This window comes from Leptospira sp. WS58.C1, from assembly GCF_040833995.1.
GTDB lineage: Bacteria > Spirochaetota > Leptospiria > Leptospirales > Leptospiraceae > Leptospira_B > Leptospira_B cinconiae.
The window spans coordinates 2,489,919-2,513,305 of record NZ_CP162137.1 but is presented as its reverse complement, the minus strand read 5'-3'; the positions used below and the strand labels follow the sequence as shown (position 1 = coordinate 2,513,305).

Annotated in this window: 23 protein-coding genes; 10 read left to right on the top strand and 13 right to left on the bottom strand. The window is 40.9% G+C overall.

Going from position 1 to position 23,387, the window contains the following annotated elements:
• Nucleotides 1-41 precede the first annotated feature (41 nt).
• From AB3N61_RS11560 to AB3N61_RS11550, 3 genes are read left to right on the top strand one after another with little or no spacing between them, the layout of a single operon-like run.
• Complete coding sequence (locus AB3N61_RS11560; RefSeq protein WP_008592184.1) at nt 42-485, top strand: bactofilin family protein; 444 nt, start codon at nt 42-44, stop codon at nt 483-485.
• 17 nt (nt 486-502) lie between these two features.
• Complete coding sequence (locus AB3N61_RS11555) at nt 503-1,477, top strand: PdxA family protein (RefSeq protein ID WP_020770238.1); 975 nt, start codon at nt 503-505, stop codon at nt 1,475-1,477.
• Nucleotides 1,477-1,941, top strand: coding sequence for a hypothetical protein (locus AB3N61_RS11550; protein ID WP_020770229.1), 465 nt, complete (start codon nt 1,477-1,479; stop codon nt 1,939-1,941). The genes AB3N61_RS11555 and AB3N61_RS11550 overlap by 1 nt, the downstream gene beginning before the upstream one ends.
• Here the strand turns inward: AB3N61_RS11550 and AB3N61_RS11545 are convergent.
• Nucleotides 1,916-2,614, bottom strand: coding sequence for an ArsR/SmtB family transcription factor (locus AB3N61_RS11545; RefSeq protein ID WP_367897634.1), 699 nt, complete (start codon nt 2,612-2,614; stop codon nt 1,916-1,918). The two genes, AB3N61_RS11550 and AB3N61_RS11545, sit on opposite strands and share 26 nt — an antisense overlap.
• 72 nt (nt 2,615-2,686) lie before the next feature.
• On the opposite strand from AB3N61_RS11545, the gene AB3N61_RS11540 reads away from it, so the two are divergent.
• The 5 genes from AB3N61_RS11540 to AB3N61_RS11520 are packed head-to-tail and all read left to right on the top strand — an operon-like array spanning nt 2,687 to nt 6,652.
• The gene (locus AB3N61_RS11540; RefSeq protein WP_367897633.1) at nt 2,687-3,259 is read left to right on the top strand and encodes a class I SAM-dependent methyltransferase; all 573 of its coding nucleotides are present in this window, start codon (nt 2,687-2,689) and stop codon (nt 3,257-3,259) included.
• Nucleotides 3,260-3,312: 53 nt separating this feature from the next.
• A complete protein-coding gene (locus tag AB3N61_RS11535; protein WP_020770236.1) occupies nt 3,313-3,642 on the top strand; it encodes an ArsR/SmtB family transcription factor in 330 nt (109 codons plus the stop codon).
• A gap of 41 nt (nt 3,643-3,683) precedes the next feature.
• Nucleotides 3,684-4,748, top strand: coding sequence for an ACR3 family arsenite efflux transporter (gene arsB, locus AB3N61_RS11530; RefSeq protein WP_367897632.1), 1,065 nt, complete (start codon nt 3,684-3,686; stop codon nt 4,746-4,748).
• On the top strand, nt 4,745-5,368 hold the full coding sequence (locus tag AB3N61_RS11525; protein ID WP_367897631.1) for a hypothetical protein: 624 nt from the start codon (nt 4,745-4,747) through the stop codon (nt 5,366-5,368). The genes arsB and AB3N61_RS11525 overlap by 4 nt, the downstream gene beginning before the upstream one ends.
• A 21-nt stretch (nt 5,369-5,389) precedes the next feature.
• Nucleotides 5,390-6,652: a circularly permuted ATPgrasp domain protein gene (locus tag AB3N61_RS11520; RefSeq protein ID WP_367897630.1), complete on the top strand. Its 1,263-nt coding sequence runs from the start codon at nt 5,390-5,392 to the stop codon at nt 6,650-6,652.
• A gap of 59 nt (nt 6,653-6,711) precedes the next feature.
• Here the strand turns inward: AB3N61_RS11520 and AB3N61_RS11515 are convergent, their stop codons facing one another.
• Together AB3N61_RS11515 and AB3N61_RS11510 are read right to left on the bottom strand one after the other, a co-directional pair.
• On the bottom strand, nt 6,712-7,566 hold the full coding sequence (locus tag AB3N61_RS11515) for a sterol desaturase family protein (RefSeq protein WP_367897629.1): 855 nt from the start codon (nt 7,564-7,566) through the stop codon (nt 6,712-6,714).
• A 69-nt stretch (nt 7,567-7,635) separates the two neighbouring features.
• Complete coding sequence (locus tag AB3N61_RS11510; RefSeq protein ID WP_367897628.1) at nt 7,636-8,688, bottom strand: helix-turn-helix domain-containing protein; 1,053 nt, start codon at nt 8,686-8,688, stop codon at nt 7,636-7,638.
• 518 nt (nt 8,689-9,206) lie between these two features.
• Between AB3N61_RS11510 and AB3N61_RS11505 the strand changes: the two genes are divergently transcribed.
• Nucleotides 9,207-10,193, top strand: a complete 987-nt coding sequence (locus AB3N61_RS11505) for an ATP-binding protein (RefSeq protein WP_198289320.1) — start codon at nt 9,207-9,209, stop codon at nt 10,191-10,193.
• Here the strand turns inward: AB3N61_RS11505 and AB3N61_RS11500 are convergent.
• From AB3N61_RS11500 to AB3N61_RS11465, 8 genes are all read right to left on the bottom strand, one after another.
• Nucleotides 10,190-11,260 (bottom strand): protein-glutamate methylesterase/protein-glutamine glutaminase, encoded by a 1,071-nt coding sequence (locus tag AB3N61_RS11500; protein WP_036089947.1) that lies wholly within the window; start codon nt 11,258-11,260, stop codon nt 10,190-10,192. The two genes, AB3N61_RS11505 and AB3N61_RS11500, sit on opposite strands and share 4 nt — an antisense overlap.
• Entirely contained in the window at nt 11,257-12,066 is an 810-nt protein-coding gene (locus tag AB3N61_RS11495; protein WP_020770259.1) for a CheR family methyltransferase, read from the bottom strand. The genes AB3N61_RS11500 and AB3N61_RS11495 overlap by 4 nt, the downstream gene beginning before the upstream one ends.
• Nucleotides 12,067-12,069: 3 nt before the next feature.
• Nucleotides 12,070-12,585, bottom strand: a complete 516-nt coding sequence (locus AB3N61_RS11490) for a chemotaxis protein CheW (RefSeq protein WP_367897627.1) — start codon at nt 12,583-12,585, stop codon at nt 12,070-12,072.
• A 12-nt stretch (nt 12,586-12,597) separates the two neighbouring features.
• On the bottom strand, nt 12,598-15,549 hold the full coding sequence (locus AB3N61_RS11485) for a methyl-accepting chemotaxis protein (RefSeq protein WP_367897626.1): 2,952 nt from the start codon (nt 15,547-15,549) through the stop codon (nt 12,598-12,600).
• A 34-nt stretch (nt 15,550-15,583) separates the two neighbouring features.
• Nucleotides 15,584-17,611 carry a chemotaxis protein CheA gene (locus tag AB3N61_RS11480; protein WP_020770872.1) on the bottom strand — a complete coding sequence of 676 codons (2,028 nt, stop codon included), beginning with the start codon at nt 17,609-17,611 and terminating at the stop codon, nt 15,584-15,586.
• Nucleotides 17,601-17,909 carry a lipid asymmetry maintenance protein MlaB gene (locus tag AB3N61_RS11475; RefSeq protein WP_367897625.1) on the bottom strand — a complete coding sequence of 103 codons (309 nt, stop codon included), beginning with the start codon at nt 17,907-17,909 and terminating at the stop codon, nt 17,601-17,603. Before AB3N61_RS11475 ends, AB3N61_RS11480 begins: the two co-directional genes overlap by 11 nt.
• 29 nt (nt 17,910-17,938) lie before the next feature.
• Nucleotides 17,939-18,301 (bottom strand): response regulator, encoded by a 363-nt coding sequence (locus tag AB3N61_RS11470; protein WP_020770679.1) that lies wholly within the window; start codon nt 18,299-18,301, stop codon nt 17,939-17,941.
• Between the two features lie 558 nt (nt 18,302-18,859).
• Nucleotides 18,860-20,128 carry a response regulator gene (locus tag AB3N61_RS11465; protein ID WP_367897624.1) on the bottom strand — a complete coding sequence of 423 codons (1,269 nt, stop codon included), beginning with the start codon at nt 20,126-20,128 and terminating at the stop codon, nt 18,860-18,862.
• 392 nt (nt 20,129-20,520) lie between these two features.
• Between AB3N61_RS11465 and AB3N61_RS11460 the strand changes: the two genes are divergently transcribed.
• Complete coding sequence (locus AB3N61_RS11460; RefSeq protein ID WP_367897623.1) at nt 20,521-20,907, top strand: DUF1304 domain-containing protein; 387 nt, start codon at nt 20,521-20,523, stop codon at nt 20,905-20,907.
• 135 nt (nt 20,908-21,042) lie between these two features.
• On the opposite strand, the gene AB3N61_RS11455 is transcribed toward AB3N61_RS11460, so the two are convergent.
• Nucleotides 21,043-22,620: a HEAT repeat domain-containing protein gene (locus AB3N61_RS11455; protein WP_412758373.1), complete on the bottom strand. Its 1,578-nt coding sequence runs from the start codon at nt 22,618-22,620 to the stop codon at nt 21,043-21,045.
• A gap of 32 nt (nt 22,621-22,652) precedes the next feature.
• Entirely contained in the window at nt 22,653-23,333 is a 681-nt protein-coding gene (locus AB3N61_RS11450; RefSeq protein WP_367897621.1) for a hypothetical protein, read from the bottom strand.
• Between the last annotated feature and the right edge of the window lie 54 nt (nt 23,334-23,387).

Sequence of the window (23,387 nt, the reverse complement as noted above, 5' to 3'; positions counted from 1 at the left end):
CACCGGATCTATTCGATCCGAGTCTATAGGATTCAGAATTCATGGCACTTGTTAAGAACTCCTCCGAAGTTACAAACTCCACAATCGGCGAAAATTCCTACTTTAACGGAAAATTCTTTATCAACGGATCCTTAAAGATTGATGGAAAGTTCGAAGGAAAATCTCTCCAAGCGGAACAATTGTATATCGGAGCTTCCGGTAAAGTTCGCACAAACATCACTGCTGCCAGCGTTATTATAGAAGGTATCGTAATCGGAAATATCACCGCTCGTAACAGAGTGATGCTTCTTCCTACTTCCAGAATTTTGGGAGATATCCGCACTCCGGAATTGATCATTCAGAATGGAGTGGTGTTGGAAGGACGTTGTATCATTTCCAGCGACCTAAAACATTCCAACAAAGACCATATCGAATTGGAATATGCTAAGGATTCCTTAACCTTAGAAAGACTTTTCGGTAAACAAACAGCAGCTAAGGAAGCTTAGATCTCCGGTTTTCGGCTTTGGTTCCCATCCTTATCACAGAGGGAGACCCTTGTGGGATCGGGCCGGAAATTCTTCAAAAGTCTAGGGAGAAGTTAAACACTCTCTCCCGACAAAGACAGATCCTACTTATTCGTTCTAATTCTTCTCTTTCCTATTCTGATTGGCAGGAAATCAAAGATCCATTTTCCCTTACTTCTCCTGGATTGTATCTTTGGAGAACGAGTTCACTTTCTTCTTCCGAACAAAAATCTTTGGCAATCGGTAAACCGAGTGCGACTTCAGGTAAGGCCGCTTTTTCAAGTTTAGAAGAAGCAGTCCGAATCCAAAAGAAAATCGGCGGTAACTTGATCACTCTTCCTTTGAGTAAAGAATGGGTGATCAAAGCCGGAATAAAAAAATTCACAGGCCATACGGAATATCTGGCTGAGATCTATCGGAAAAAAACCTACATGCTAATGGCAGGTAGAGAACTGAATGTTCTTCCTTTAACCACTCATGTACCTTTGAAGAAAGTTCCTTTCTACTTGAAAAAAATCCATTTAACCAGTTTCATTTCTGCCGTACGATCCGCTCCTATCTCGCAAGGAAAAATTGCATTCTTAGGTTTGAATCCTCATGCAGGAGAAGGTGGTAAGGTGGGAGACGAGGAGAAGAAGATCCTGATGCCGATCATTTCTAAGATGAGAAGGGCAGGATTAGACGTCACGGACCCTATCTCCGCAGACGGTGCGTTCAGCGAAACTTCCCGGGCAAAGTATTCTTTGTTTTTGGCTTGTTACCATGACCAGGGGCTCATCCCTTTTAAGATGTGGGAGGGAAAATTCGGAGTGAATTTGACTTTGGGACTGGATTTTATCCGGGTTTCTCCGGATCACGGAACCGCTTTCGATATCGCGGGTCTCGGAAAAGCGGATCCTGAGAGTTTTCTGCAATGTTTAGAGTGGGTGTCTAAGCCGGTTTCTGCCGAAAATGATCTTAGGAGATCTTATTGATGTTTCTCGCCCAGTCAGGTTCCTTATTACAGCAGATCGTATTTCCCATTTTTTTAATTTGGTTTGTGGGTTTGACATTGGTGCTGATCCGAAACGATATAGAGATCATTTGGAAGATCGCTACCTTTTTCGTATTTGTGTTCTACTTCTTTCAATTTTTTCCCGAGTTAAAAGAAGCGTATGAAAGATTGTCCAAATCTTATCCTTCCGAGATCTTGAGCTGGCTTTACGGTATTCCAAGGGCGATTTACTTTTTCCTATTATTCCTCTGGCCGATCGCAGTGGTCCGCATGTATTATACGGCCTCTCCCGTTTTAGCGAATATGACAGCAAGGACTTTGGTGGCAGCGACCTTGGCATATTGGATTTTCTTTTTGGCGTATCACCAGTTCACGGGGCAGATCGATGAGTTCTTTAAGACCAAGTTTATCGAGTGGATCACGATCGTTCCGACGGGGAAGTGAAGCCGCCTTTCTTTAACCGAATCCCCTTATTCGCAAATTCCAAAGGACCTTCCGGGATACGATACGCATTGTATCCTTCTGTTCTTAAAATTTTGACCGCTTCTTCCGAGAGGACACAATATTTCCCTCTGCAATAGGCTAAGATCTTTTTACGTTTAGGAAGTTTATCCAGCCTGGATTTTAGTTCTTTAAGAGGAATAGAGATAGAACCAGGCAAATGTCCCGCGTTGTATTCGTTTTCAGGCCTCACGTCGATTAATACAGTATCTTTGGACAATACTCGCTTTAGAAAGTCTTTATAATCTAATCCTTCCGTCTCTTGATCCGGATCGAAGAAAGACTTCATCTCCATTTGGATCTCCGCATTGAATTTATTGCCTGCAGAATAGATTGTATTGAATATTAGGATACCTGCTTCTTCTATTTGATAAAAAATGTTCCTGCCTTCTTTTCTGTCCCGGACAAGTCTTGCTTCCTTTAAGATCTGAAGGTGATGGGACGTCGAAGCGATACTCATTCCGATCTCTTTAGACATTAGATCGACATTTTTTTCCGCTTGGATTAATAGGTCCAATAGTTCGATACGTTTTGGATCGGAAAGTGCCTTTCCGTATTTTGCTAGGGAAGAATAGATAAAATTCTTAAATTCCCGCCCGGTTTTTATAGAGTTCATAGATCCTCAAATATTCAAATAAACATTTGAATATTTGATTGACAAAGTCAAGCTATTTATTCGAATAGGGGCATGAAAGTTAGAGATAGCGGGATGCCCGAGGCGGCTTATTGGGTCACCCTTTTCGATGTTCCTTTGATTTTAGAAAGAATGGATTTGCTTCTTGTGGAAGGGAATATCGTCGAATTTGGTTCCGGATACGGGACTTTCACCCTTCCTCTTGCTGAGAAAAATAAAAGCAGTATCCTTGCTTTGGAGATTGAGCCGGAACTTGTACGGGACCTAAAAGAAAAGGCAGAACTTATGGATCATAAGGGGATTTCGGTTTTGGAAAGGGATATTATTTCTTCGGGGACCGGGTTAAAAGAAAACTCTGCGGATTATGTAATGATCTTTAATTTGTTACATTATGAAGATCCTGTTTCTATTTTAAAAGAGGCGTTTCATATCTTAAAACCGAGAGGAGTTGCCGGAATCGTACATTGGAATTACGATCCGAATACTCCTCGAGGACCAAAGATGGAGATCCGTCCTAAGCCAGAGGATATACATAGGTGGGCAATAGAGGCGGGATTTAAAATCGGATCGGAAAAACCGATCGATCTTCCTCCTTATCATTACGGTTTCATTGCGAAAAAGGAATAGAGATCTAATTTACACTTGTGCTAAATTACGGGGCTCATCTTGAATAGACCATAATGGGAATTACCAAGACAGAGTTATTTAATAAGAGGCAGAATAAGATTGCCTCTTATGCAAAGGCACTAGGGCATCCTGCCCGTATCGCGATCTTGGAGTACGTCCTCAAAAGAAAAGCCTGCATCTGCGGAGACTTGGTCGAAGAACTCGGACTAGCCCAGGCCACGATCTCCCAACATCTAAAAGCATTAAAAGATGTGGGTATTCTGCAAGGGACCATCGAAGGCCCGTCTATATGCTATTGTATCAATAAAAAAACTTGGAATGAGATCGAAGGATATTTCGTTCCTTTTCTTTCTCAGGTCCCCGAAAGCGGAAATTCCTGCTAAAACCTCTTGACATTAATCGTAATATTGCGATTTAACGATTAATGTCTTCTAATCTCGTTTCCGAAAAAAAATTATCATTTATAGATAAATTCCTGACTATTTGGATTTTTATCGCTATGGGGATAGGGATCTCCCTCTCTATTTGGTTCCCCGGTTTTGTAGTTTGGATCCGAAGTTCGGATTTTGGAGGTACAAATGTCCCGATCGCTATCGGGCTCATTTTTATGATGGTCCCACCTTTGGCTAAGGTGAATTTTGCAAGAATCCCTAAAGCATTCGGACGGATCGATCTGATCCTATATTCTTTATTTTTAAATTGGGTGATCGGTCCCTTGCTGATGTTCGGGTTGGCATTCCTTTTCTTTCCGGAAAATCCGGAATACCGGGTAGGGTTGATTCTGATCGGAATTGCGCGTTGTATTGCGATGGTTTTAGTATGGAACGATCTTGCGGACGGTGATCGTGAGGTCGCTGCAGGGCTTGTCGCTTTAAACAGTATCTTTCAGCTCCTTTTTTACGGGGTTATCGCTTATTTTTTTGTAAGCGTTCTTCCCGGGACTTTCGGATTTACGAACTCTTCCATACATATAAGTTATTGGGATATTGTATACAGCGTATTGATCTATTTAGGGATCCCGTTTTTACTGGGTTTGGGAATTAGAAACGCAAGTTTACGCCTCAAAGGAGAAGAATGGACGACTCAAAAATTATTACCATCCATATCTCCCATAACCCTGATCTTTTTACTTTTGACGATAGTCTTCATTTTTAGTCTAAAAGGGGAATCGCTTATAAATATCCCTTGGGACGTTCTTCAAATATCCGCTCCTTTGCTTGTTTATTTTCTTTTAATGTTCTTTCTGAGTTTTGCTTTAGGACTTTTAATAAAAGCGGATTATCCAAGGAACGTGGCGGTTTCCTTTACTGCTGCGGGAAATAATTTCGAATTAGCGATCGCTGTTGCGATCGGGACCTTTGGTATCGCTTCCGGGCAGGCGTTTGTCGGGATTGTTGGACCGCTCGTGGAAATTCCGGTCCTCGTTCTTTTAGTGGAGATCGCGAAAATATTCAGAGAGAAATTTTATGTAAAGGGTAAGACCGCATGAGCGCTCTTTTTAGTCCGATCCAGGATTTTTTAAGCAAAAGAAAAAACGAATACTCATTTATTTCGGAAGAAAGAAAGGAAATATTGCTTCAGTTTGCAAACGAGATTAGAGGATTAAAATTAGATCAGAATTATTGCGAGATGATATTCGTATGTACTCATAATTCCCGTCGAAGTCAAATTGCACAAATGTTTGCATTCGCCTGCGCGGAATATCTTGGACTTTCCGGGATCCGGTCCTATTCAGGAGGAACTGAGGTTACTTCCTTTCATTCAAACTCGGTCCAAGCGCTTGCCAAGATCGGCTTCAGGATAGAAAAGGAACAAGAGACGGAAAATAATCCTAGATACCTTGTCTCTTACAAAGATAACGCTCTTCCTATCTCGGCATACTCCAAACTTTATTCGGATCCTGCGAATCCTAAGAAGAAATTTATAGCCGTTATGGTTTGTTCTTCTGCAGATGAAGCTTGTCCTTATGTTCCTGGAGCAGGAAAAAGGATCAGTCTCCCGTACTCGGATCCGAAGGAATTCGACGGCACGTCCGAAGTTCTAAAAAAATACGTAGAAACATCTGAAACGATCGCAAGAGAACTTCTTTTCGTAATGGATCATGTCTAAGGATAAAGAGCGGATCTTCGAATGGAAACTAACTTAGCGGAAATACTGAATGAAAAATGTTCTTGTTCTACTTTGAACAAAGAACGCCTGAGTGAAGAAGCGTATAAATTCCCTGTTCCTGAAATCAGGACCCGGGGGATCGAACATTTTTATTCCGAAACACCTTCTTTTATCAATATTTCGGATCAGGAGAAGATCCGCCAAATTTTATTTTCTATTCGGAAGGCCTTACGTTTACCGGCAGTACGAGATCGCATTTTGTCGGATTACGATCCGATCGAAAGAACAAAGGATATTTCCGGAGGGGTCTTTCTTAGTTTGGATTTTCATCAGACAAAGGAAGGTCCTAAGCTCATCGAGATCAACACGAACGCAGGTGGGGCTTATTTACAGTTAAAACTTTTGGAAGCCCAGATCGGATGTTGTAAGGTTGTGGATATCGCCTTGCAGAATGCGGAAGCTCTCCAAACTTTGGAGGAAAAATTTTTTTCCATATTCATGGACGAATGGACTTCCAATGGAAGAACGGGAAGGCCGGGCTTTATCGCTATTGTGGACGAAAATCCATCCGATCAGTTTTTATATCCGGAGTTCTTGTTATTTAGAGACTTATTCAGATCCAAAGGTATCCAATCGGAGATCCTCGGCCCGGAGCAGATCGAACTTATAGGAGAAGAACTTCACTTCGAGGGAAAGAAGATCGATCTGATTTACAATAGATTGACTGATTTTCATTTATCCGATGTTTCGAATTCTAAAATTTTCCAAGCGTGGAAAAATGAAAAAGTAATCCTTACTCCGAGTCCGGTCGATTACGACTTATTCGCACGAAAGACGAACCTTCATGTTCTTTCGGATAACGATTTTCTAATAAAAGCGGGGTTTGATAAGAAGGATTCGGAAATCCTAAAATCATCCGTTCCTGATACGAAAATTGTAAACTTAGGGAATGCGCAAGAACTTTGGGAAAAACGAAAGCATATATTTTTTAAACCTAAAGAAGGTTTTGGCGGTAAGGCCGCTTATTATGGAGGGAAACTTACAAAAGGAAAGTTTTCGGAAATCATAAATGGGGAATACATAAGCCAGGAATTTATTCCTCCATCCGTTCGGGTCACATCCGTCACCGGAGAAGAAAGAGAATTAAAGATGGATATAAGGGCATATATCTATAACGACGAGATTCTACTTTTAGCTAGTCGGTTGTATCAAGGACAGACTACGAATTTTAGGACTCCTGGCGGAGGTTTTTCTCCTTTATATACATTGCCTGAAATCGTATAGATTGGGTTAGGATCCGCACCCGGTTCGGGGCGGATCGATTTCCAGTCGTTTGTATTCGGTTAGATACTCTCCTGCAATTCTCTTCGTTCCGGTTTTCTGTTGGTTATCTCCGCAAAAGTTTTTTCGTATTCCGGATGAACTGTTCCGAATAGATAATCCCAAACTGTAGTATAAAGTCCAAAGTTGTATCGGAAACTTTGGTGGTGCATATCATGGTTCGTATTCGAATTCACCAATTTTAAAACCTTATTCGTACCCATCCAGCTTGGAAAAATTTCGTAACCGCTATGACCTAGGACATTACGTATGATTTGGAAGGTCATAAAGATCATCAAAGCCAGAGGATGGATCGGGAATGACATGGCAACGATGGGCATAATAAGAGAATGGATCAATGCTTCCCAAGGACTGAAAGAATAGGCCGTCCAAGGAGAAGGTGTTACGGAGTCATGGTGTATCTTGTGCACTCTCTTATAGAGCCATCGAGTATGCATTAATCTATGTGTCCAATAGAAGTAAAAGTCCTGGATCACGAAAATTAATATCATACTTAAAATAAGATATCCCCAACCATGATCTTCTATACGTCCGTAAAATTTAAAGTATCCGTATTTTCTAAATAGAAATACGATCAAAGTCACGGAGGTGTATACAAGTACTGAAGAAACAGAATATAAGAATTCTTTTCTAAACTGAGACGGCTTTGCATTCTTCTCTTGTATCTTCCTATGTTGGAACGGATGTTTCCAAATGTAGAAGACCAAAAACGCCAAGCCGGCGAATAGAACGTATCTTACAAAATCTATTAGGAATATGATTGGGATTTGGGGAACCAAATCCATCATGTATTGAAATAATTGTTTGTGAAAGCACATATTTGATCCTTTGCTCCTGTGTAGGATTTGATGGATCATTAAAACATTTTTCCGGAATTGTATCCGATGGATTCCGGACAATATCTGATCGATTCCGGATTCGATCGGTTATTTTACCTGGTTTTTTTGTTTTCTAAAATCGCTAGGGGTCATTCCTACAATTTCTTTGAATGCTCGGTTGAATGGTGCAAGGGATCCGTAGCCTAGATCCATTGCGATCCTAAGCACTTGAAAATCGTTTTTACTCGGATCTGAAAGTATAAACTTTGCTTCCTGTATCCTGAATTGATTTAGGAATTCGTTGAAGTTCCGATATCCTAGTCCTTTATTGATCAACCTACGGACCTTCTTCTCCGGAACGTTTAACTGTTTGGCCAAGACGGAAATGGTCAGGTTTTCCTGCAGAAACACTTTTTGGACCTTTAAGAGAGAATCCAATTTTTGCAATAGGGTTTCGTCTAAAGGTTCATCGGAAACTTCTTCCGTTTGTATTTCTTCCGTCGGAAAAACGTTGTCTCTAAACTGGAATATCCGAAAGGAAATGAAAAATACCAATATAAAAATGAAAGAGGAGTTGATCAGATCTAATTGGAGGGAATATCCGGAATCTTTGGTGATCACTTCCATCAGTACGACGGACATACTATAGATCCCGGTTACCCAGGAGAAGATTACCCTGAATTCTCTTCTGGATTCCAGCAAATCGATATTCTTATCTTTTAAAACTTTTCCTAAGGTGAGTAAAATGAGTCCAAGGTAAAATACCTGGGGCATGCTGAACAACACTTTGGCAAAAATGGTGTTTTGGCTTCTTATATCCGAGGCAAGAAAAACATAAAAACAGAATATATTCAGGGAAAGGAATAATACCGCATGCCAGGTTTTTAATTTGAACCCGTCTTCGAAAAGGCTTGTTACGAACAGATAAAAGAAGATAGAAACCGAAAAACATCCGGTATGTACCAGGATTAGAATAAACGTATTCGTAGAATGGTCCAACCAAGGACAAATAAAATAAGCGATCAACGAGGAAGTGAATAAACTTCCTAGAATACTACGAGTGCTTAGTTTTACCCTGATGAGGAAGTTCAGGATCAAAAATCCTAACTGAGCGATCGTGGCCGCTTTTAAATAATGGATTAAGTCGGTAGTTTCTAACATTTGTACTAAAAATAGATATTTATCCTAGGGCTCCTTTTAGGAAGGAACACTTTTCAATGAATACACTGTCTTTCAATCTAAAATTCATTCGGCAAGTATTTGTCGAAATTTAAGAAGAGTTGCGATAATTCGTAACTTAAGTAAGCTAATATTTCAGGGAAAGGAAGGCTTTTCGCGGAACAAATCGTCCTATAACGTAGAGAGGACCATCGATGTCGGTTTCCAATACTTCCAATCCGGATTATATATCTTCAGAAATTTTTCTTAGGTCGAAGCTAATACCGATCTTCGATGTCTGGTCTTCCTCTTTTCCGAAGGAAGAGTTTGCGGTCTTTGATCCCGACCTGAGATGTGTATACTTTCGATTACCTTCTTTTCATCATGGGTCCGGGAACGCGGATTTTTTGGGGAAAAAATATTCTGAATTTGGTCCGGATTTTTTGCCAATCGAGGATGATAAATTTTTACACGTCCTAAAAGGAAGCTCTTTTGAAATTGAGAGTAATTTTGGGGATAGAATGTTTCAGATCCGTATCTCTCTTCTTACGTTTCCGGATACCGAAACGAACCTGATCTTTTTGGCATTAAATGAGCTCGCCAACGAAAGAGGCGCAGACATTTCGAATATTACCGATAAACAAATGTCTTTTTTGAAGCGGGAACAATCTTTATACAGGGAGATCATTTCCATATTTAACTGGAGACAAGAGATAGAAGGGAAGGGGGGAAATAGGATTTGGATGCAGCAGGCTCTTCCCAATTTGAATACTTCCTTAATGCAGGGTTCCGGTATAGGAGCTTTAATTACTTCCTTGGGAGCTTTGTTTGAGACAGCTCAGAAAGATGATAAGAATGCAATCGTACCCCTGGCTTTTATGGATCTGCTGGAAGAGAATTTTCAAGTTACGAAAAGACTGATCAAAACGATGGCTGATGCCCAAATCGTTTTTGAAGAAAATTATCTGAACACGGAAGAATTATCCTTAGCCGAAATTTTGAATCTTGTGGACGAGCAAGTGGATTATATGCATGATATGCTTCAGATCAAGAAGCAGAATGTGGTAATGTCCGTTTTGAAAAACTTAGAATCTCAAAAAGTCGTTATCTGCAAAGAAGCTTTAAAAACGATCGTAAGAGAGATTCTCATAAATGGTATGAAATATTCGCCCGATGGTGCGGAGATCATCGTTCTTTATCTTAGGACAGATAACAATTTTATAATGAAATTCATCAATCCTCCGAATTATAAAGAGATAGAGAATTTGGACTGTAAAAATTCCGAAGAGATCGCACTATTCCAACCCTTTTTCAGACTAAAAAAAGCTGTAGATGAAAGATATACCAAAGAGGAATTCGGGATCGGTCTAGGGTTGCCTGTCGTTCGAAAGTTGGCTGAAGATATGAACGCCAGAGTCTATTTTACAGTCACAAAATCTAATATTTACGAAAAAGAAGAACGCGAAGTTTGTATTTCTTTGCAGTTTCCGATGATTGTTCAGCGTTAGAATCGACTTCCGGAATGTCCGGCTTTCGAAAGTATTTCGGAAGCCATTCTTCTTAAGGGAAGTATCGCTTCCGCTGCTCCTAATTCAATTGCTTCCTTAGGCATTCCGAACACTACGGAACTAGATTCATCCTGGGCCACGGTGTGTGCACCGGATCTTTTCATTTCTAATAATCCTCTAGCCCCGTCATCTCCCATTCCTGTCATGATGATCCCTACTGAGTTCTTTCCTACCTGTTGAGAAACCGAACGAAAAAGTACATCCACGGAAGGTCGATGCCGATTGATCGGGGGACCGTCTTTTAGATCCACGTAAAATCTTGCTCCGCTCATTCGAATGGTCATATGTCTGTTTCCCGGAGCGATCACTGCTCTTCCGGGTGGGATCTCGTCGCCTTGTTCGGCTTCCTTTACTCCTACCTGGCAGATGGAATTCAAACGTTTGGCGAATTGTGCGGTGAATTTTTCAGGCATATGTTGTACGATTGCGATCGGAGGGGAAAGAGGGGGAAGTTCCGTAAGGATCGTTTCTAACGCGTTTGTTCCTCCGGTAGAAGTTCCTATGGCGACTAATTTCCATGTGGTATCCGCGGATAATTTATGGTCGATAGGATTTTTAGTTAGTAGAGGTTTGCTAGTATTCGAGATCGCTAATTTGGAAATTCTTGATTGGGAAGCCGCCTGCACAATCCTTAGGAATGTCTCAGCGGATTCCTCCAAAAAACCGCCTACATTCAATTTCGGTTTCGAAATGATATCCACGGCTCCCGAGCTGAAAGCTTCCATCGTGACAGCAGCTCCTTCCTGAGTTAGGGAGGAGCAGATCACTATCGGAGTAGGTCTTTCCGCCATAATTTTTTTTAAAAAGGATATTCCATCCATTCTCGGCATTTCGATATCTAGTACGATTACGTCCGGCCAATAATTTTGCATTTTTTGGAGAGCGAAAATCGGATCCGACGCGGTAAAAATTTCCGAGACATTCGGATCTTTTGTTAAGATCGTAGTTAAATTCTGGCGAACGACTGCGGAGTCGTCCACTATCATTACAGAATAACGTCCGCTCATATTTTTTGATAAACGGAAGTCCGTATTAATTTAAAATTACTTCGAATGCCCGTTAATGATTCAGAGTGACCTATAATAAGGATCGCTCCGGGAGAAAGAATGGATTCGATCATATCTATGATCATTTGTTTTTCTTTCGTTTCGAAATAGATCATTACGTTCCTTAGAAAAACTATGTTCGGTTTGAAACTTCCGGGTAATTTGTCGAGAGTCGTAAGGTTTGCCACTTCGAAACGGATCCTGGATCGGATCTCCTTCGCAAAAGTAAAATACCCGGTGAATTCCTCTTTTCCTTTCAGACAATAACGTTTTAGATAATGTTCCGGTATCTGTTCCGAACCCTGAAGCGGATAAAATCCGTTTCTTGCCTTTTCGATACTATCATTGCAAATATCGGTTCCAAGGATCGACCAATTGTCAGTACCCAATTTGTCCTGCATGATCAATCCGGCGCTATATGCCTCTTCTCCGGTGGAGGCGGCGGCGCTCCAGATCCTAGTGGGAGAATTATTCCGATTTTCTAATATACTTTCAAGGAAATTATAATGGGCAGGTTCCCTAAAAAAATGGGTCACATGAGTCGTAATCAGACTAATGAAAATATTTCTCTCTTCTTTATTTAGATCGTCCCTAATTATATTCAGATATTCTCCGTAAGAGTTGCAATTACGGGCTCGTACACGCTTGGATAAACGGCTAGCGATCAGGTTCTTTTTCTTTTCACCCATACGGATGCCCGTATATTTGAAAATTAGGGTCGCAAAGGAAACGAATTCGGATTGGCTTAGGGTAAAGTTCGCATTCATCCTTTATGACCCTGCTGCAGCGAGGTTTTCGATCTCTTCCTCAGTTTTCTCGTATAGGGAAATTACTTCGTTAAAATCAAGCATCATTGCCGGATTGAGAAGTATGATCACCCTGTTCTCGAGTTTTCCTATTCCTCGGATAAAATCGGTCTTGATATTAGCTCCGAAAGCGGGAACCGGATCCACACTTTCCGGGGGTATTGTCGCAACCTCATTCACCGAATCTACTAAAATCCCGGCGATAACCTTATTATCATCATTAGGGATTTCTAAAATGATAATACAGGTGCGCTTCGTAGGTTCAATGTCGCGGCTCTGGAATAATTTTGCCAGGTCCATTACGGAGACCACGTTCCCTCGAAGATTGATTACCCCGCTGATGAACTTGGATGTTCTGGGGACCCTTGTAGGTTCGCGAAATTCTAAGATCTCCCTTACCTTAAGGATCTCCACTCCAAACTCGTCCTGACCCAGTCGAAAAGTGAGATATTGGTTTGCATTAATTTGCATTGCTCTCATCGGAATATCTCCTTAGAACCTTCCGAACTTCGATTCATTGAAGTCATGGTTTCCGTTTCGGTGTTCTTTTGAACTGCCGGAAGATTTTCCCGCGTATGCCGGCTCGAAAGTGGAACCGGAATAAACTTCGTCTACACCGTTGATTTTGAAATGTTGGACCACCTTCTGCAAACCTTGGGCTTGGGCAGATAACTCTTCCGCCATACTGGACAACTCTTCGGAAGCGGCGGCATTTTGTTGGGTAACACGATCCAATTGGCTCATTGCCGTATTGATTTGTCCCACTCCTTGTTTTTGCTCTCGACTTGCGGCGGAAACTTCTCGGATCAGATCCGAAATTTTAGTGATATTCGGGATGATCTCTTCGATTAAGCTTCCCGCTCTCTCGGCTACATTCACCGAATTTTTGGCGAAGTGACTGATCTCTCCCGCGTAACTTTGACTTCTTTCAGCGAGTTTTCTCACCTCGTTGGCTACCACTGCGAATCCCATTCCATGTTCCCCTGCACGGGCCGCTTCGATAGCTGCATTCAATGCAAGAAGGTTGGTTTGATACGCTATATCTTCCACGGAAGTGATCTTTTCGGCGATATCTTTCATGGCTTGGACCGCAAGACGGACGGCTTCTCCACCTTCGTTGGCATGGTTAACCATGCTGGAGGCCATTACTTCAGTCTGTCTTGAATTGTCCGCGTTCTGTTCAATCGTCGCCGTCATTTCTTCGAGAGAAGCGCTTGTTTCTTCTACGTTAGCCGATTGTTCCGTTGCACCTTGACTCATCGTTTGAGAAGTGGCGCTTACTTCTTCGGCTGCGCTTGCAAAAGAAGAAGCGGCTTTTCCTACTTCCGAAATACTTTTGGAAAGTTTGTCGATGGTACTATTTACCGAGTCTCTTAGTTCGCCTAATTTACCTTTATAGTTTCCTTTTACGAATTGGGTAAGATCTCCTTGTTCTAAAGAGGATTGGATATCCATCACCTCATTGATCGGCCCGACTATCGCCTCTAAAGTCGCGTTTACTCCTTCGATAATCCGCTTGAAGTCTCCTTTGTGTTTGGTTGCATCGGCCCTAGTATCTAATTTACCTAATACAGCTGCCTCGGCCAATTCGTTGGCATCCGTTATTAGCCCTTTGATATTTGCGCGTACTTGATCGATTGCTTCGTTGATAAATCTTTTTTTACCGGGAAGTTTTTCGATATCGGCATCCATATTTCCTTCGCCGAATTGTTTGAAACACTCCATCGCTTTTTTCTTAACGGCGATATGAGAGAAGACCATATCATTAATACCATCCGACATGGTTTTGAAGGCGCCTTTGAACTTGGAACTGTCGATCTTAATGTCTATATCTCCGGCTTCATGTTCTTGGGACATTCTGGACATCTCTTCGATCAAACCTTTGATATTCGCTCTGACTTGATCGATTGTCTCGTTTATAAATTGTTTTTTACCGGGAAGTTTTTCGATATCGGCATCCATATTTCCTTCGCCGAATTGTTTGAAACACTCCATCGCTTTTTTCTTAACAGCGATATGAGAGAAGACCATATCATTAATGCCTTCGGACATGGTTTTGAAGACGCCCTTGAACTTGGAACTGTCGATCTTAACGTCTATATCCCCGGCTTCGTGTTCCTTGGACATTTTCGACATTTCGGTTATTAGGCCTTTGATATTCGCTCTGACTTGATCGATTGTCTCGTTTATAAATTGTTTTTTACCGGGAAGTTTTTCGATGTCGGCATCCATATTTCCTTCGCCGAATTGTTTGAAACACTCCATCGCTTTTTTCTTAACGGCGATATGAGCAAAGACCATATCATTAATACCATCCGACATGGTTTTGAAGGCACCTTTGAACTTAGAACTGTCGATCTTAACGTCGATATCTCCGGCTTCGTGTTCCTTGGACATTTTTGACATTTCGGCTATTAGCCCTTTGATATTCGCTCTGACTTGATCGATTGTCTCGTTTATAAATTGTTTTTTACCGGGAAGTTTTTCGATGTCGGCATCCATATTTCCTTCGCCGAATTGTTTGAAACACTCCATCGCCTTTTTCTTAACGGCGATATGAGCAAAGACCATATCATTAATACCTTCGGACATGGTTTTGAAGGCACCTTTGAACTTAGAACTGTCGATCTTAACGTCGATATCCCCGGCTTCATGTTCCTTGGACATTTTCGACATTTCAGATAAAAGGTCCTTCAGAGATGTTTGGAGCACGGATAATTGTAATAGTAGACCGTTTTGATCCGAATGATCCAAATCGATCTCACTAGATAGATCTCCTGACGCGATCTTTTTCGTTATCTTTGACAAAAGAGAATAATCTCCGCCTAATTGTTGGCGGATTTGTATTCCGATCCTCCAACTAAGAATGGCAAATAACGTTATTATTCCTAACGAAAGTGAGATCAATAGGATGGATACGCTTAAAACGGAAGACTCGGTTTCCACCCCTTTTTGTTTAAAGGACGCTGTGGCATATTCCGATCTGTTTTTTAGAGAAGTAAGAAACTTCTTGGCTGCTATCTCTTCTTTAGCTTTGAATTCGTTTTGTTCTAAAGTATTAGCGTTTTCGAGTAGGATCCCGTTTGCGAAGGTTTGTAAATATTCTTCCGTATAGGATTTAACGGATGAGATCAGTTCTTCCTCTTTTTTATCCGAGACGCGAGCGGCACTTTCGGATAAGTAGGAAGAGATCGTATCCCGATTTTTTCTGATTTGGGACACGATTTCCGACCTACGGTTCTGATCCGTATTCGAATAATTTTCGAGAACCAACGACCTTAATTCCGAAAAAGAAGCCGATATGTTTTCCCAATTTGAAGAAGAGGGCGAACTACTTCCGTCTTTATGGATGCGATTCATCTGGTAGATGGAAAGTCCGTCTATAATTCCAAGACCGACTAAACCTATTAGAATAATTGCAAGTAACTTCTGTGCAATGCTCATATTTTTCCTCCGACTCCCGGTTGGGACGTCAATATTAATTCGAAGCCCCCGAGAGGCTGGTAATTTGCTGATTCAGTTCATTGTTTAGTGTGTTTTCGTTGTTTAACCTGACTTTGGAAAGCAACGTTGTCGTATCTATAATCATTGCTACGGAACCGTCTCCCATAAGAGCGAATCCGCTAACACCCTGGGCATCTTCAAAAAGTCCGCCTAACGGTTTTATGACGGAATGGATCCTACCTAAAAGTTCGTTAACGATCAATCCCGCTTGAAGATTCCCCGAGTTTACGATGACTAGGTTCCTTCTTCCTTCCGTTCCTATCGGTTCTCCGAACCAGTCGTTCATATCAACGCAAGGCAGGACTTTGTCGCGAACCTTGATATAATTTTGTTCTCCGACTAGGAATTCCTTAGGATGGAATTCCATACATTCCTTCACCATGTCTAAAGGGATCGCATATTTGTTTTTTCCGATCCTCAAAAGGAATCCGTCGATATTCGCGAGAGTAAGTGGAAGTATGATCTTAAATGTGGTCCCTTTTCCCTTTTCTGAACTGATCTCTATTCTACCTCGTAACGACTCTACGTTTTTTTTGACCACATCTAATCCAACCCCTCTTCCTGAGAGTTCGGTTACGCTTGTAGCCGTGGAAAATCCAGGTTCGAATAAAAGTGAATAGATCTGGTCCTCTTTGATCGCATCTCCTTCCTTATAAAGGCCTTTCTCCTTCGCTTTTTTAAGGACTGATTCGGGATCTATTCCTCTTCCGTCATCGGATATCTCTATAAAGATCTCGCCGGCCTTATGCGAAGCAGCTAATATTATCAATGCTTCGGAAGGTTTTCCTAAACTTGTCCTTTCTTCTTCCGAAGACTCGATTCCGTGATCTATAGAATTTCGGACCATATGCGTTAACGGATCGACTAGATTGTCTATTAAGTTTTTATCAAGTTCGGTTTCTCCGCCCCTGATCTCCAATCGGATGGATTTTCCGGTTTGTTTTCCCAGTTCGAAGACCACTCTAGAATACCTGTTAAATAGGGTTTGGACGGGGACCATTCTGAGTTTTAAACTATTGGAACGTATTTCTTCTAAGAGACGAGACATCCTATGCGTGAGTTCCTCTAAGAATTCGTCCTTTAGGTTTAGAGCTATCTGATGAAGGGCGGAAGAGATAACTACAACTTCTCCCACTTGATCTACTACTAAGTCCAACTTATCCGCATCGACCCGTATACTTCTGGAGGCCGAACTTTTATTTTTAGGCCCGGTTTCCGATTTTTCCTGAAATCCGTTTTGATAAGTGATACCATTTTGATCGGAGTGAATAGAAGAAGGATCTGAAACGGATTCGAGTCGGATTTTCATATCCGAGCCGGCAAATTCGAAAGATTCTAGGATCTCTTCCTCAGTAAGATCCGACTTATAAACAACTTCTATATCGAAAAAGCAACCGGATGCTTCCAGGTCAGAAAATTTAGGGATCTTTTCTTCATCCAATACGATCTCGCTTAACGTACCTTTTTCCGAAAGATATCTTAGGAAAGGGTATGGATCCAATCCGTTAACGAATAAATTACTACCGCATGAAATATATATCTTCCAAGTTTTGTAATTGTCGTTATCCGAATTTTTTTCGGGGGTTATTTTGACCGAAGTTAGGGAGCCGGGGCTATGTTTGGAAAGGTCGAAAATAAGATTTTCACCTTCTTTTAATATCTCCTCGCTTTCGAATTCTCCTAATTCGAAATTTTCCAAGCGTAAAAATAAGTGGTCCTTACATTGTAGAATAATTCGGATCAGATTGCTTGAGGGTTCCAAATTACCGGAACGTACCTTATCTAAGGTTTCTTCTAAAAAATGTACGAAGTCCGCAATTTTGGAGAAATCGTACATACCGGCGGTCCCTTTAATTGTATGGACCGACCTGAATAACGAATTCAGTAGTTCCTTTTCTCTGTTCCCTTCACCGATCTTAACTAAGTCTCTTTCGAGAGACTCGAGCATGTCCCTGGTCTCGGAAACGAAATCCGTAAAGCCGGGTTTTTCCCTAGGATCCATGGTTTATTCCTTCGTTTGCCGTTCCGAGATACGAACCTAATAGAAAATCTTTATTATAAAATCTTATTATTCTTTCCACAGATTCTGAAGGAGACATCACGACTAGTTTGTTTCCGTTTGCCTCAAGTTCCTTACGTATTGAGAGTAAAAATTGCAAAGAGGATGTGTCGAACTCGTTAATTTCAGAAAGATCCAAACTCAGATCGGTGTCCGTGTATGGAAGGAGCCGGGAGCGTATTGCAGCTAACTTACGAGCTCTTAATTCTCCCTTGATTTTTATTTTATTTTTACGGTTCATATCCATCGACAAAATGAAAAGTTTGTTCTTTAAACCACTAATTTAGAAACGGAGGAAAGTAGTTGGTCCATACTGAAAGGTTTTGTGATCCATGCCCGTATCCCTTGAGCTACTAACTTTTCCTTCATTGCAGTTTGGGATTCTGTAGTTAACATTACGATCGGAAGGAACTGATAGTTACCGGAAGATTTGACCTTTTCAACGAACTCTACTCCGTCCATGATAGGCATGTTCACATCGCAAACGACCAGCTTAAGATCGTTGCTCAGTAACTCTAAACCTTGAGCTCCATTCTCCGCTTCCAATACTTCGTAACCTTTTGATTCCAAGGTTACCTTCACTAATTTTCTCTGGGCAGGAGAATCATCTACGATCAATATTTTTTTAGACATACAATATACCTCACACTCGACAGAGTCTACGTATCTAATCCGATTGAGTTGCATTAGATACTCTTTATGTAATTGGATCTTATTCCGGATTTTATTTCGGAAGAGGATTGTTACTTAACTTTCCCGAATGAAATAGACGATGGGAGAAGCAAAATCATTCAATAAATTTCGTTTAATAGAAATATTTCTTTGCGGAATGATTTTTTTATAGAACGGGTTGCTTGGAAACCGTATAACGTGACTCAATTATTTTCTGAATGAACGATAGCTTCCTTTGTAATATTTAATTTAAAGTTCATTGAATGTCAAATGAGGCAAAATTCGTCTGATTTGCATTCTGGATTTATCCCTTGTGAGGTATGATTGTTCGAAAAGTACGTCATGTCCTTTTGGCGTTCGTTTGTTATTCCAAAGTATGAAATATATTTCGAGGGATTCTTTTGATTTGGTATCAAACATTTTATATGAATAGGAAACATTTTCTGTATAATTTGCTTTTTGGAGACACGATTCCCGAAAATGAGGATTACGTGTTTGGAATAATAGAATTAGCGTGTTCTAATTTTTAATAGGCAAAGAAACTGTGGCTAGTACTACTTCTACAGGTTTTTCTCCTATAGAATGATCAAGAACGTTATGTATGCTGAATATCCCACCGTGTTTTTTTATTACAAAATCGACTATCGTTAACCCTAAACCGGTAAAATATTCCTCACCTTCCAAGGTTTCATCCACGAAACCCGCGAGTCGATAGAACGGTTGTTTGACCAGTAGTTCTTTGTTTTTAGGGATACCTGGGACCGATCGCAGATCGAATTCGTTTTTCAGATTGATATTCAAGTATCCCCCGGAAACGGAAAGATAAATGTTTATGACAGAATTATTAGATGAATATTTCAGGGAATTTACCAACAATTCGCTGAATATTCTGGAAAGTGACTCCGCGTCCACATCTAGATTGAACCCATTGGGAGGAGGCGTTATTTGAGGGATGAATATGTTCTTTTTTTCCCTATATTGTTGGTTGGAATTCTCCAAATGTAATCTGGATTTTTCCAATAGATCATAGATCTCGGAACTATTCGTCTTTCTCAAGGAATTTTGGAAGTCCTTGTTGAGAATCGATAAACTCTTTTCTAGAGAGCTAAGCCCTTTTTTCACATAAAATGAATTCTCAAATAGTAATTCTATAATGTCTGAGGAGAAATTATAGCCCGATTCTTCCCTTTTAGCGTTCGCCTGGAGCATTTCGACTATACTTACGATTGCTCCGAAGCCTCCTCCGCTAAAAAAGCTTTGTTTGAGATTATTGAGAGTACTTTTGGAAAGATCTACATTCTTTTCCAGATCGGTCAGCCAGGATTGTTTGTACAGGATCCAATTCAGTTGGGCTTTAAGACGTTCTTCGTTCTCCTGTATCAGGATCCTTTCACTCTCCTTTAAGCGTATAAATTCCGAAATCCTGTTTAAGACTTGGTATAATCTTTCCCTATTGATCGGCTTGATAAGATAGTCGAAAATCCCCAACTTCATCACTTCGATAATAATTTCAGGAACATCGTTCCCGGAAATTACGATGAATAGAGACTCGGGCTTTTTCTCTTGTATCTTTTTGATAAAATCAAATCCGTTCATTACGGGCATTTCTAGATCGACTAAAAAGAGGGAATAGTCAGCTTTTTCGGCCATTTCGCTGCCGATTTTCCCGTCTGGAGCAGTATCCGCCTCCACGCCGAAACTTCTGGCTAATCTAGCGATCAATTCTCGATTTTCCTCCTGATCTTCTATGATCAAAATTGGATTATGTAGGTTTAATCTTAATGCCATGGTCAAAACAGTGCGTGTTTCAAAAATTTTGCATATAGAATGTTTAAATTCGGTGCTTTAAACTTCCATTTTTCGGACCTATTGAAATTTATTTCCTAAACGTTGTAAAGATGAAAATGTGAAATATTTTATATTAAATCATAAATAATTAATATAATGGATCTCGGATCATTACGTCATTCTCCCTTTCATGCATGGAATTGGTCCTGGTTAAATCAAAATTAATTATAGAAAGTTCCGCTGGGAAAATCGAAGAAGTACATTATATCCGGTTCAATCCACCTCTTTTATGGCTCTTTACCGAACAAACGTTAATTTTTAAAAGAATCCTCTTTACAAAAAAGGATCATATATTAAAACTCCCCGGGATTTTAATCCGGGGGGAAAACGTAATGATTTTAGCCGCAAGAATTTTGGCAGGTATCGTCGGCCTATTGCATGTTTGGATCTTTATTATGGAAAGTGTATTATGGATGCGACCTCGCATTCATAGAAGATTCGGAGTTTCGGATACAAAAACGGCAGAGGCGATGAAGGCTGTTTTTTTGAACCAAGGTTTTTATAATTTATTTCTTGCCATTGGAGCATTGTACGGAGCGATCTTTTTCGAGATCCATCCCGGTTATGCTCCGGCGATCTTGGCATTCTCTTGTCTTTCCGTTTTCGGAGCAGGGCTTGTGTTGTTAGTTTCTAAACCTGCAATGGCAAGGGCTGCGATTATCCAAGGACTTCCTCCTTTGATTGCAGTTGTTCTGTATTTTATTTCCTGTAACGGATAAATTTTTATGATCGATCCACTTGAAAGTTCTGGGGGCAACTTGAAGGCTACCTTCGGGTGGATCGATTTTTATTTAAGATCACTCGATACAAAATATTGCGGAAAGTAGATCCGAATCAATCAAGTCTCTCGAAAATTACGGATGATTTTTAGAAAAATCTAATATATACCAATTGACCCATTCGTTCCTGGAGTTGAACTTTAGCCCTGTTATGGATTTTAATGCGGAAATGATCAACTTTCTGTTTCGAAACGGAGAATTTTCTTGCAGCAATCTAATAAGGATCGGAACACTTGCCGGATCTTTTTTTGCTCCTAATTGAGAAACGGCCACCTGATGAAGATTGATATTTTCGCTTTCCGCATATTTTTCCAAAATTTTGCGAGATTCCTCTCCCCGAATGGAGGTGATCGCAGATAATGTAATCGGAGCTAGATCCGGAAAATCTTCCGTTTTTTTATCTAATAGAGATAAAGACTTCGGGGAAGCGATCATTCCTAAACTTTCAGAAGCGATCTTGGCAAGTTTTTGGTCATTTGATCTGCTTGCCTCCTCCACATAAGGAAGAGCCTCTTCCGAACCTATTGCGCCTAATGCCCAAACGGCTCCGTATTTTGCTTCCGTTAGATCTTCTTTTAGTGTCTTAACTAGAACCGGGATACTTTTTTTATCGCCCAAATATCCCAAGGACTGTGCGATGATCTCTCTATCGGGAATAGTAGGATCTAATAACGTTTTTTCTATCTCTTCTCTTGCTTTGGAAAATTTGATACGACCTAAAACATGAGATGCGGGAGCTTTTGTTAGGGGTTTCCCTTTCACTAAAACCTCTAAAATACGGGTAGAAAAACTAGGATCCGGAACTCCAATCAAAACATCTGCCGCCCTGTATCGGATCTCCTTGTCTTGGTTTTCTAAAATGGGAAGCACTAGGGGCAAAATTTTAGGGTCCTTGATCTCAACGAGAGCAATGGAAGAGTTCTCCCTTCCCTTATCAAAATCCGCCTGTAAAGCTTTTACTAAAAGTGGAATGGATTTTTTGCTTCTAACCTTTCCCAGTGCCAGGTAGGAGGCCGCCAACGTGGGGCCGGGCTCGGAATGTGAGGCGAGATCGATGAGATAATCTTCTGCTTCGAGAATATTCAATTTTCCTAATGCCATAGCGAAAGTTTTGGCCTTGTCCGAGTCCTTATTCAATTTTGCCCGGGTCAAAATGAAGTTTCCGGATTGCCTTGCGTTGATCCGGACTAAAGTATCTACAGCCAGTAAACGAATACTCGCGTCTTCATGATTTAAAAGGCTCGCCACACGATTTCCCGCTTGAGGATCTTCCATTCGTGAAATAGACTCCAAAACGGTTCCCAGATCAATGCCCGACTTAGGATCCAGAAAGTTTAGAATTTCAGGAAGAGAAGATCTGTCTTTCCAGATCCCTAATGCCAGGATTGCAGGTCCTCTTGTGATCGCTTCCGAGGATCTCATCCATTCTCGTGCGATTGGAATGAACTTCCTTTCGTTTCTGGATGCTAATTCCAAAATTGCCTGGGATCTCATCCTCGGATTTTGGCTTTTTAGATCGGATACCAATTGTTCCAGGCTTGGTCCTTCTTCTTCTTGGACTTCGGGTAAAAGTTCTGGGCGAGGAGGACCGAAACATCCAAAAGTCGATCCGAACACCATCGTAGCATATATGAGAGATAATCTAAATATCATAAAAACAGAATGTAATTTGAACATCTTTAATATCATCTAGGCACCGATTCGGAAGCTTGTATCAGTTGTGTTAATTCCTTCTGCCAAGCTGCAAGATCGGAATTTGCTTGAGGGATCTGGGAAGTATCCATTCTACCTTGTTGGATCGCGTATTGGACCAATTGGATCCTGGATTCTAATTCGGAAATTTTATAAGAAAAATAGGCCCTCTGTTCTTCCGGAGTTACGTTCGGATCTGTCGGCCTAGTGGGGACGGAACCGGGGTGGTCATATTTGCTTGCATTTCTCGATAATGCAAACTTGGATTCGGCAGAAGTGATCTTATCCAATAGTTCTCTTGCTTTTTTTTCGTCTTCCGAAGTAAGCGGAGGGCGAAATTCTTTCGGAATATATATATTACGCGGGAATCTTGCCGCAAAGTCGATCCATTCCTCTCTTATCTTTTCTCTTTCTTCTTCCGATTTTTTTTCTCTAAATGCCGCAGGCCAAAGTCTTTTAGCGGAACCTTCCAAGTCTGGATCTTCCTCGAAAGGGTGAGGAGCGTCCGGGAATTCCAAGGTATCACTGCCGTATTTTCGATCCACTGCTTCGGAAGCTTCTTCTCCTAGACTGGGAGACGGTGCTTTTTTTTCCGGCCAAATAATAAATAAAAAACAAAGAATAAGAATAAACGCTCCTGAGATCCAGGGCCAGTAAGAACGAAAGAATTGCATTTTAATAAAAAGGAAACTGAAATTAGGAAAATTGATTTATAGACCGTTTCCCGC

Excerpts from the sequence above, each read along its gene's own strand:
- AB3N61_RS11480 (WP_020770872.1), bottom strand. The coding sequence starts at position 17,611 with ATGGATCCTAGGGAAAAACCCGGCTTTACGGATTTCGTTTCCGAGACC.
- AB3N61_RS11490 (WP_367897627.1), bottom strand. The coding sequence starts at position 12,585 with ATGAGAGCAATGCAAATTAATGCAAACCAATATCTCACTTTTCGACTG.
- AB3N61_RS11520 (WP_367897630.1), top strand. The coding sequence starts at position 5,390 with ATGGAAACTAACTTAGCGGAAATACTGAATGAAAAATGTTCTTGTTCT.
- AB3N61_RS11560 (WP_008592184.1), top strand. The coding sequence starts at position 42 with ATGGCACTTGTTAAGAACTCCTCCGAAGTTACAAACTCCACAATCGGC.
- AB3N61_RS11500 (WP_036089947.1), bottom strand. The coding sequence starts at position 11,260 with ATGAGCGGACGTTATTCTGTAATGATAGTGGACGACTCCGCAGTCGTT.
- AB3N61_RS11510 (WP_367897628.1), bottom strand. The coding sequence starts at position 8,688 with ATGTTAGAAACTACCGACTTAATCCATTATTTAAAAGCGGCCACGATC.
- AB3N61_RS11540 (WP_367897633.1), top strand. The coding sequence starts at position 2,687 with ATGAAAGTTAGAGATAGCGGGATGCCCGAGGCGGCTTATTGGGTCACC.
- AB3N61_RS11460 (WP_367897623.1), top strand. The coding sequence starts at position 20,521 with ATGATTTTAGCCGCAAGAATTTTGGCAGGTATCGTCGGCCTATTGCAT.
- AB3N61_RS11550 (WP_020770229.1), top strand. The coding sequence starts at position 1,477 with ATGTTTCTCGCCCAGTCAGGTTCCTTATTACAGCAGATCGTATTTCCC.
- AB3N61_RS11455 (WP_412758373.1), bottom strand. The coding sequence starts at position 22,620 with ATGATATTTAGATTATCTCTCATATATGCTACGATGGTGTTCGGATCG.
- AB3N61_RS11535 (WP_020770236.1), top strand. The coding sequence starts at position 3,313 with ATGGGAATTACCAAGACAGAGTTATTTAATAAGAGGCAGAATAAGATT.
- AB3N61_RS11505 (WP_198289320.1), top strand. The coding sequence starts at position 9,207 with ATGTTTCAGATCCGTATCTCTCTTCTTACGTTTCCGGATACCGAAACG.
- AB3N61_RS11465 (WP_367897624.1), bottom strand. The coding sequence starts at position 20,128 with ATGGCATTAAGATTAAACCTACATAATCCAATTTTGATCATAGAAGAT.
- AB3N61_RS11450 (WP_367897621.1), bottom strand. The coding sequence starts at position 23,333 with ATGCAATTCTTTCGTTCTTACTGGCCCTGGATCTCAGGAGCGTTTATT.
- AB3N61_RS11485 (WP_367897626.1), bottom strand. The coding sequence starts at position 15,549 with ATGAGCATTGCACAGAAGTTACTTGCAATTATTCTAATAGGTTTAGTC.
- AB3N61_RS11525 (WP_367897631.1), top strand. The coding sequence starts at position 4,745 with ATGAGCGCTCTTTTTAGTCCGATCCAGGATTTTTTAAGCAAAAGAAAA.
- AB3N61_RS11475 (WP_367897625.1), bottom strand. The coding sequence starts at position 17,909 with ATGAACCGTAAAAATAAAATAAAAATCAAGGGAGAATTAAGAGCTCGT.
- arsB (WP_367897632.1), top strand. The coding sequence starts at position 3,684 with ATGTCTTCTAATCTCGTTTCCGAAAAAAAATTATCATTTATAGATAAA.
- AB3N61_RS11515 (WP_367897629.1), bottom strand. The coding sequence starts at position 7,566 with ATGATCCATCAAATCCTACACAGGAGCAAAGGATCAAATATGTGCTTT.
- AB3N61_RS11470 (WP_020770679.1), bottom strand. The coding sequence starts at position 18,301 with ATGTCTAAAAAAATATTGATCGTAGATGATTCTCCTGCCCAGAGAAAA.
- AB3N61_RS11545 (WP_367897634.1), bottom strand. The coding sequence starts at position 2,614 with ATGAACTCTATAAAAACCGGGCGGGAATTTAAGAATTTTATCTATTCT.
- AB3N61_RS11495 (WP_020770259.1), bottom strand. The coding sequence starts at position 12,066 with ATGAATGCGAACTTTACCCTAAGCCAATCCGAATTCGTTTCCTTTGCG.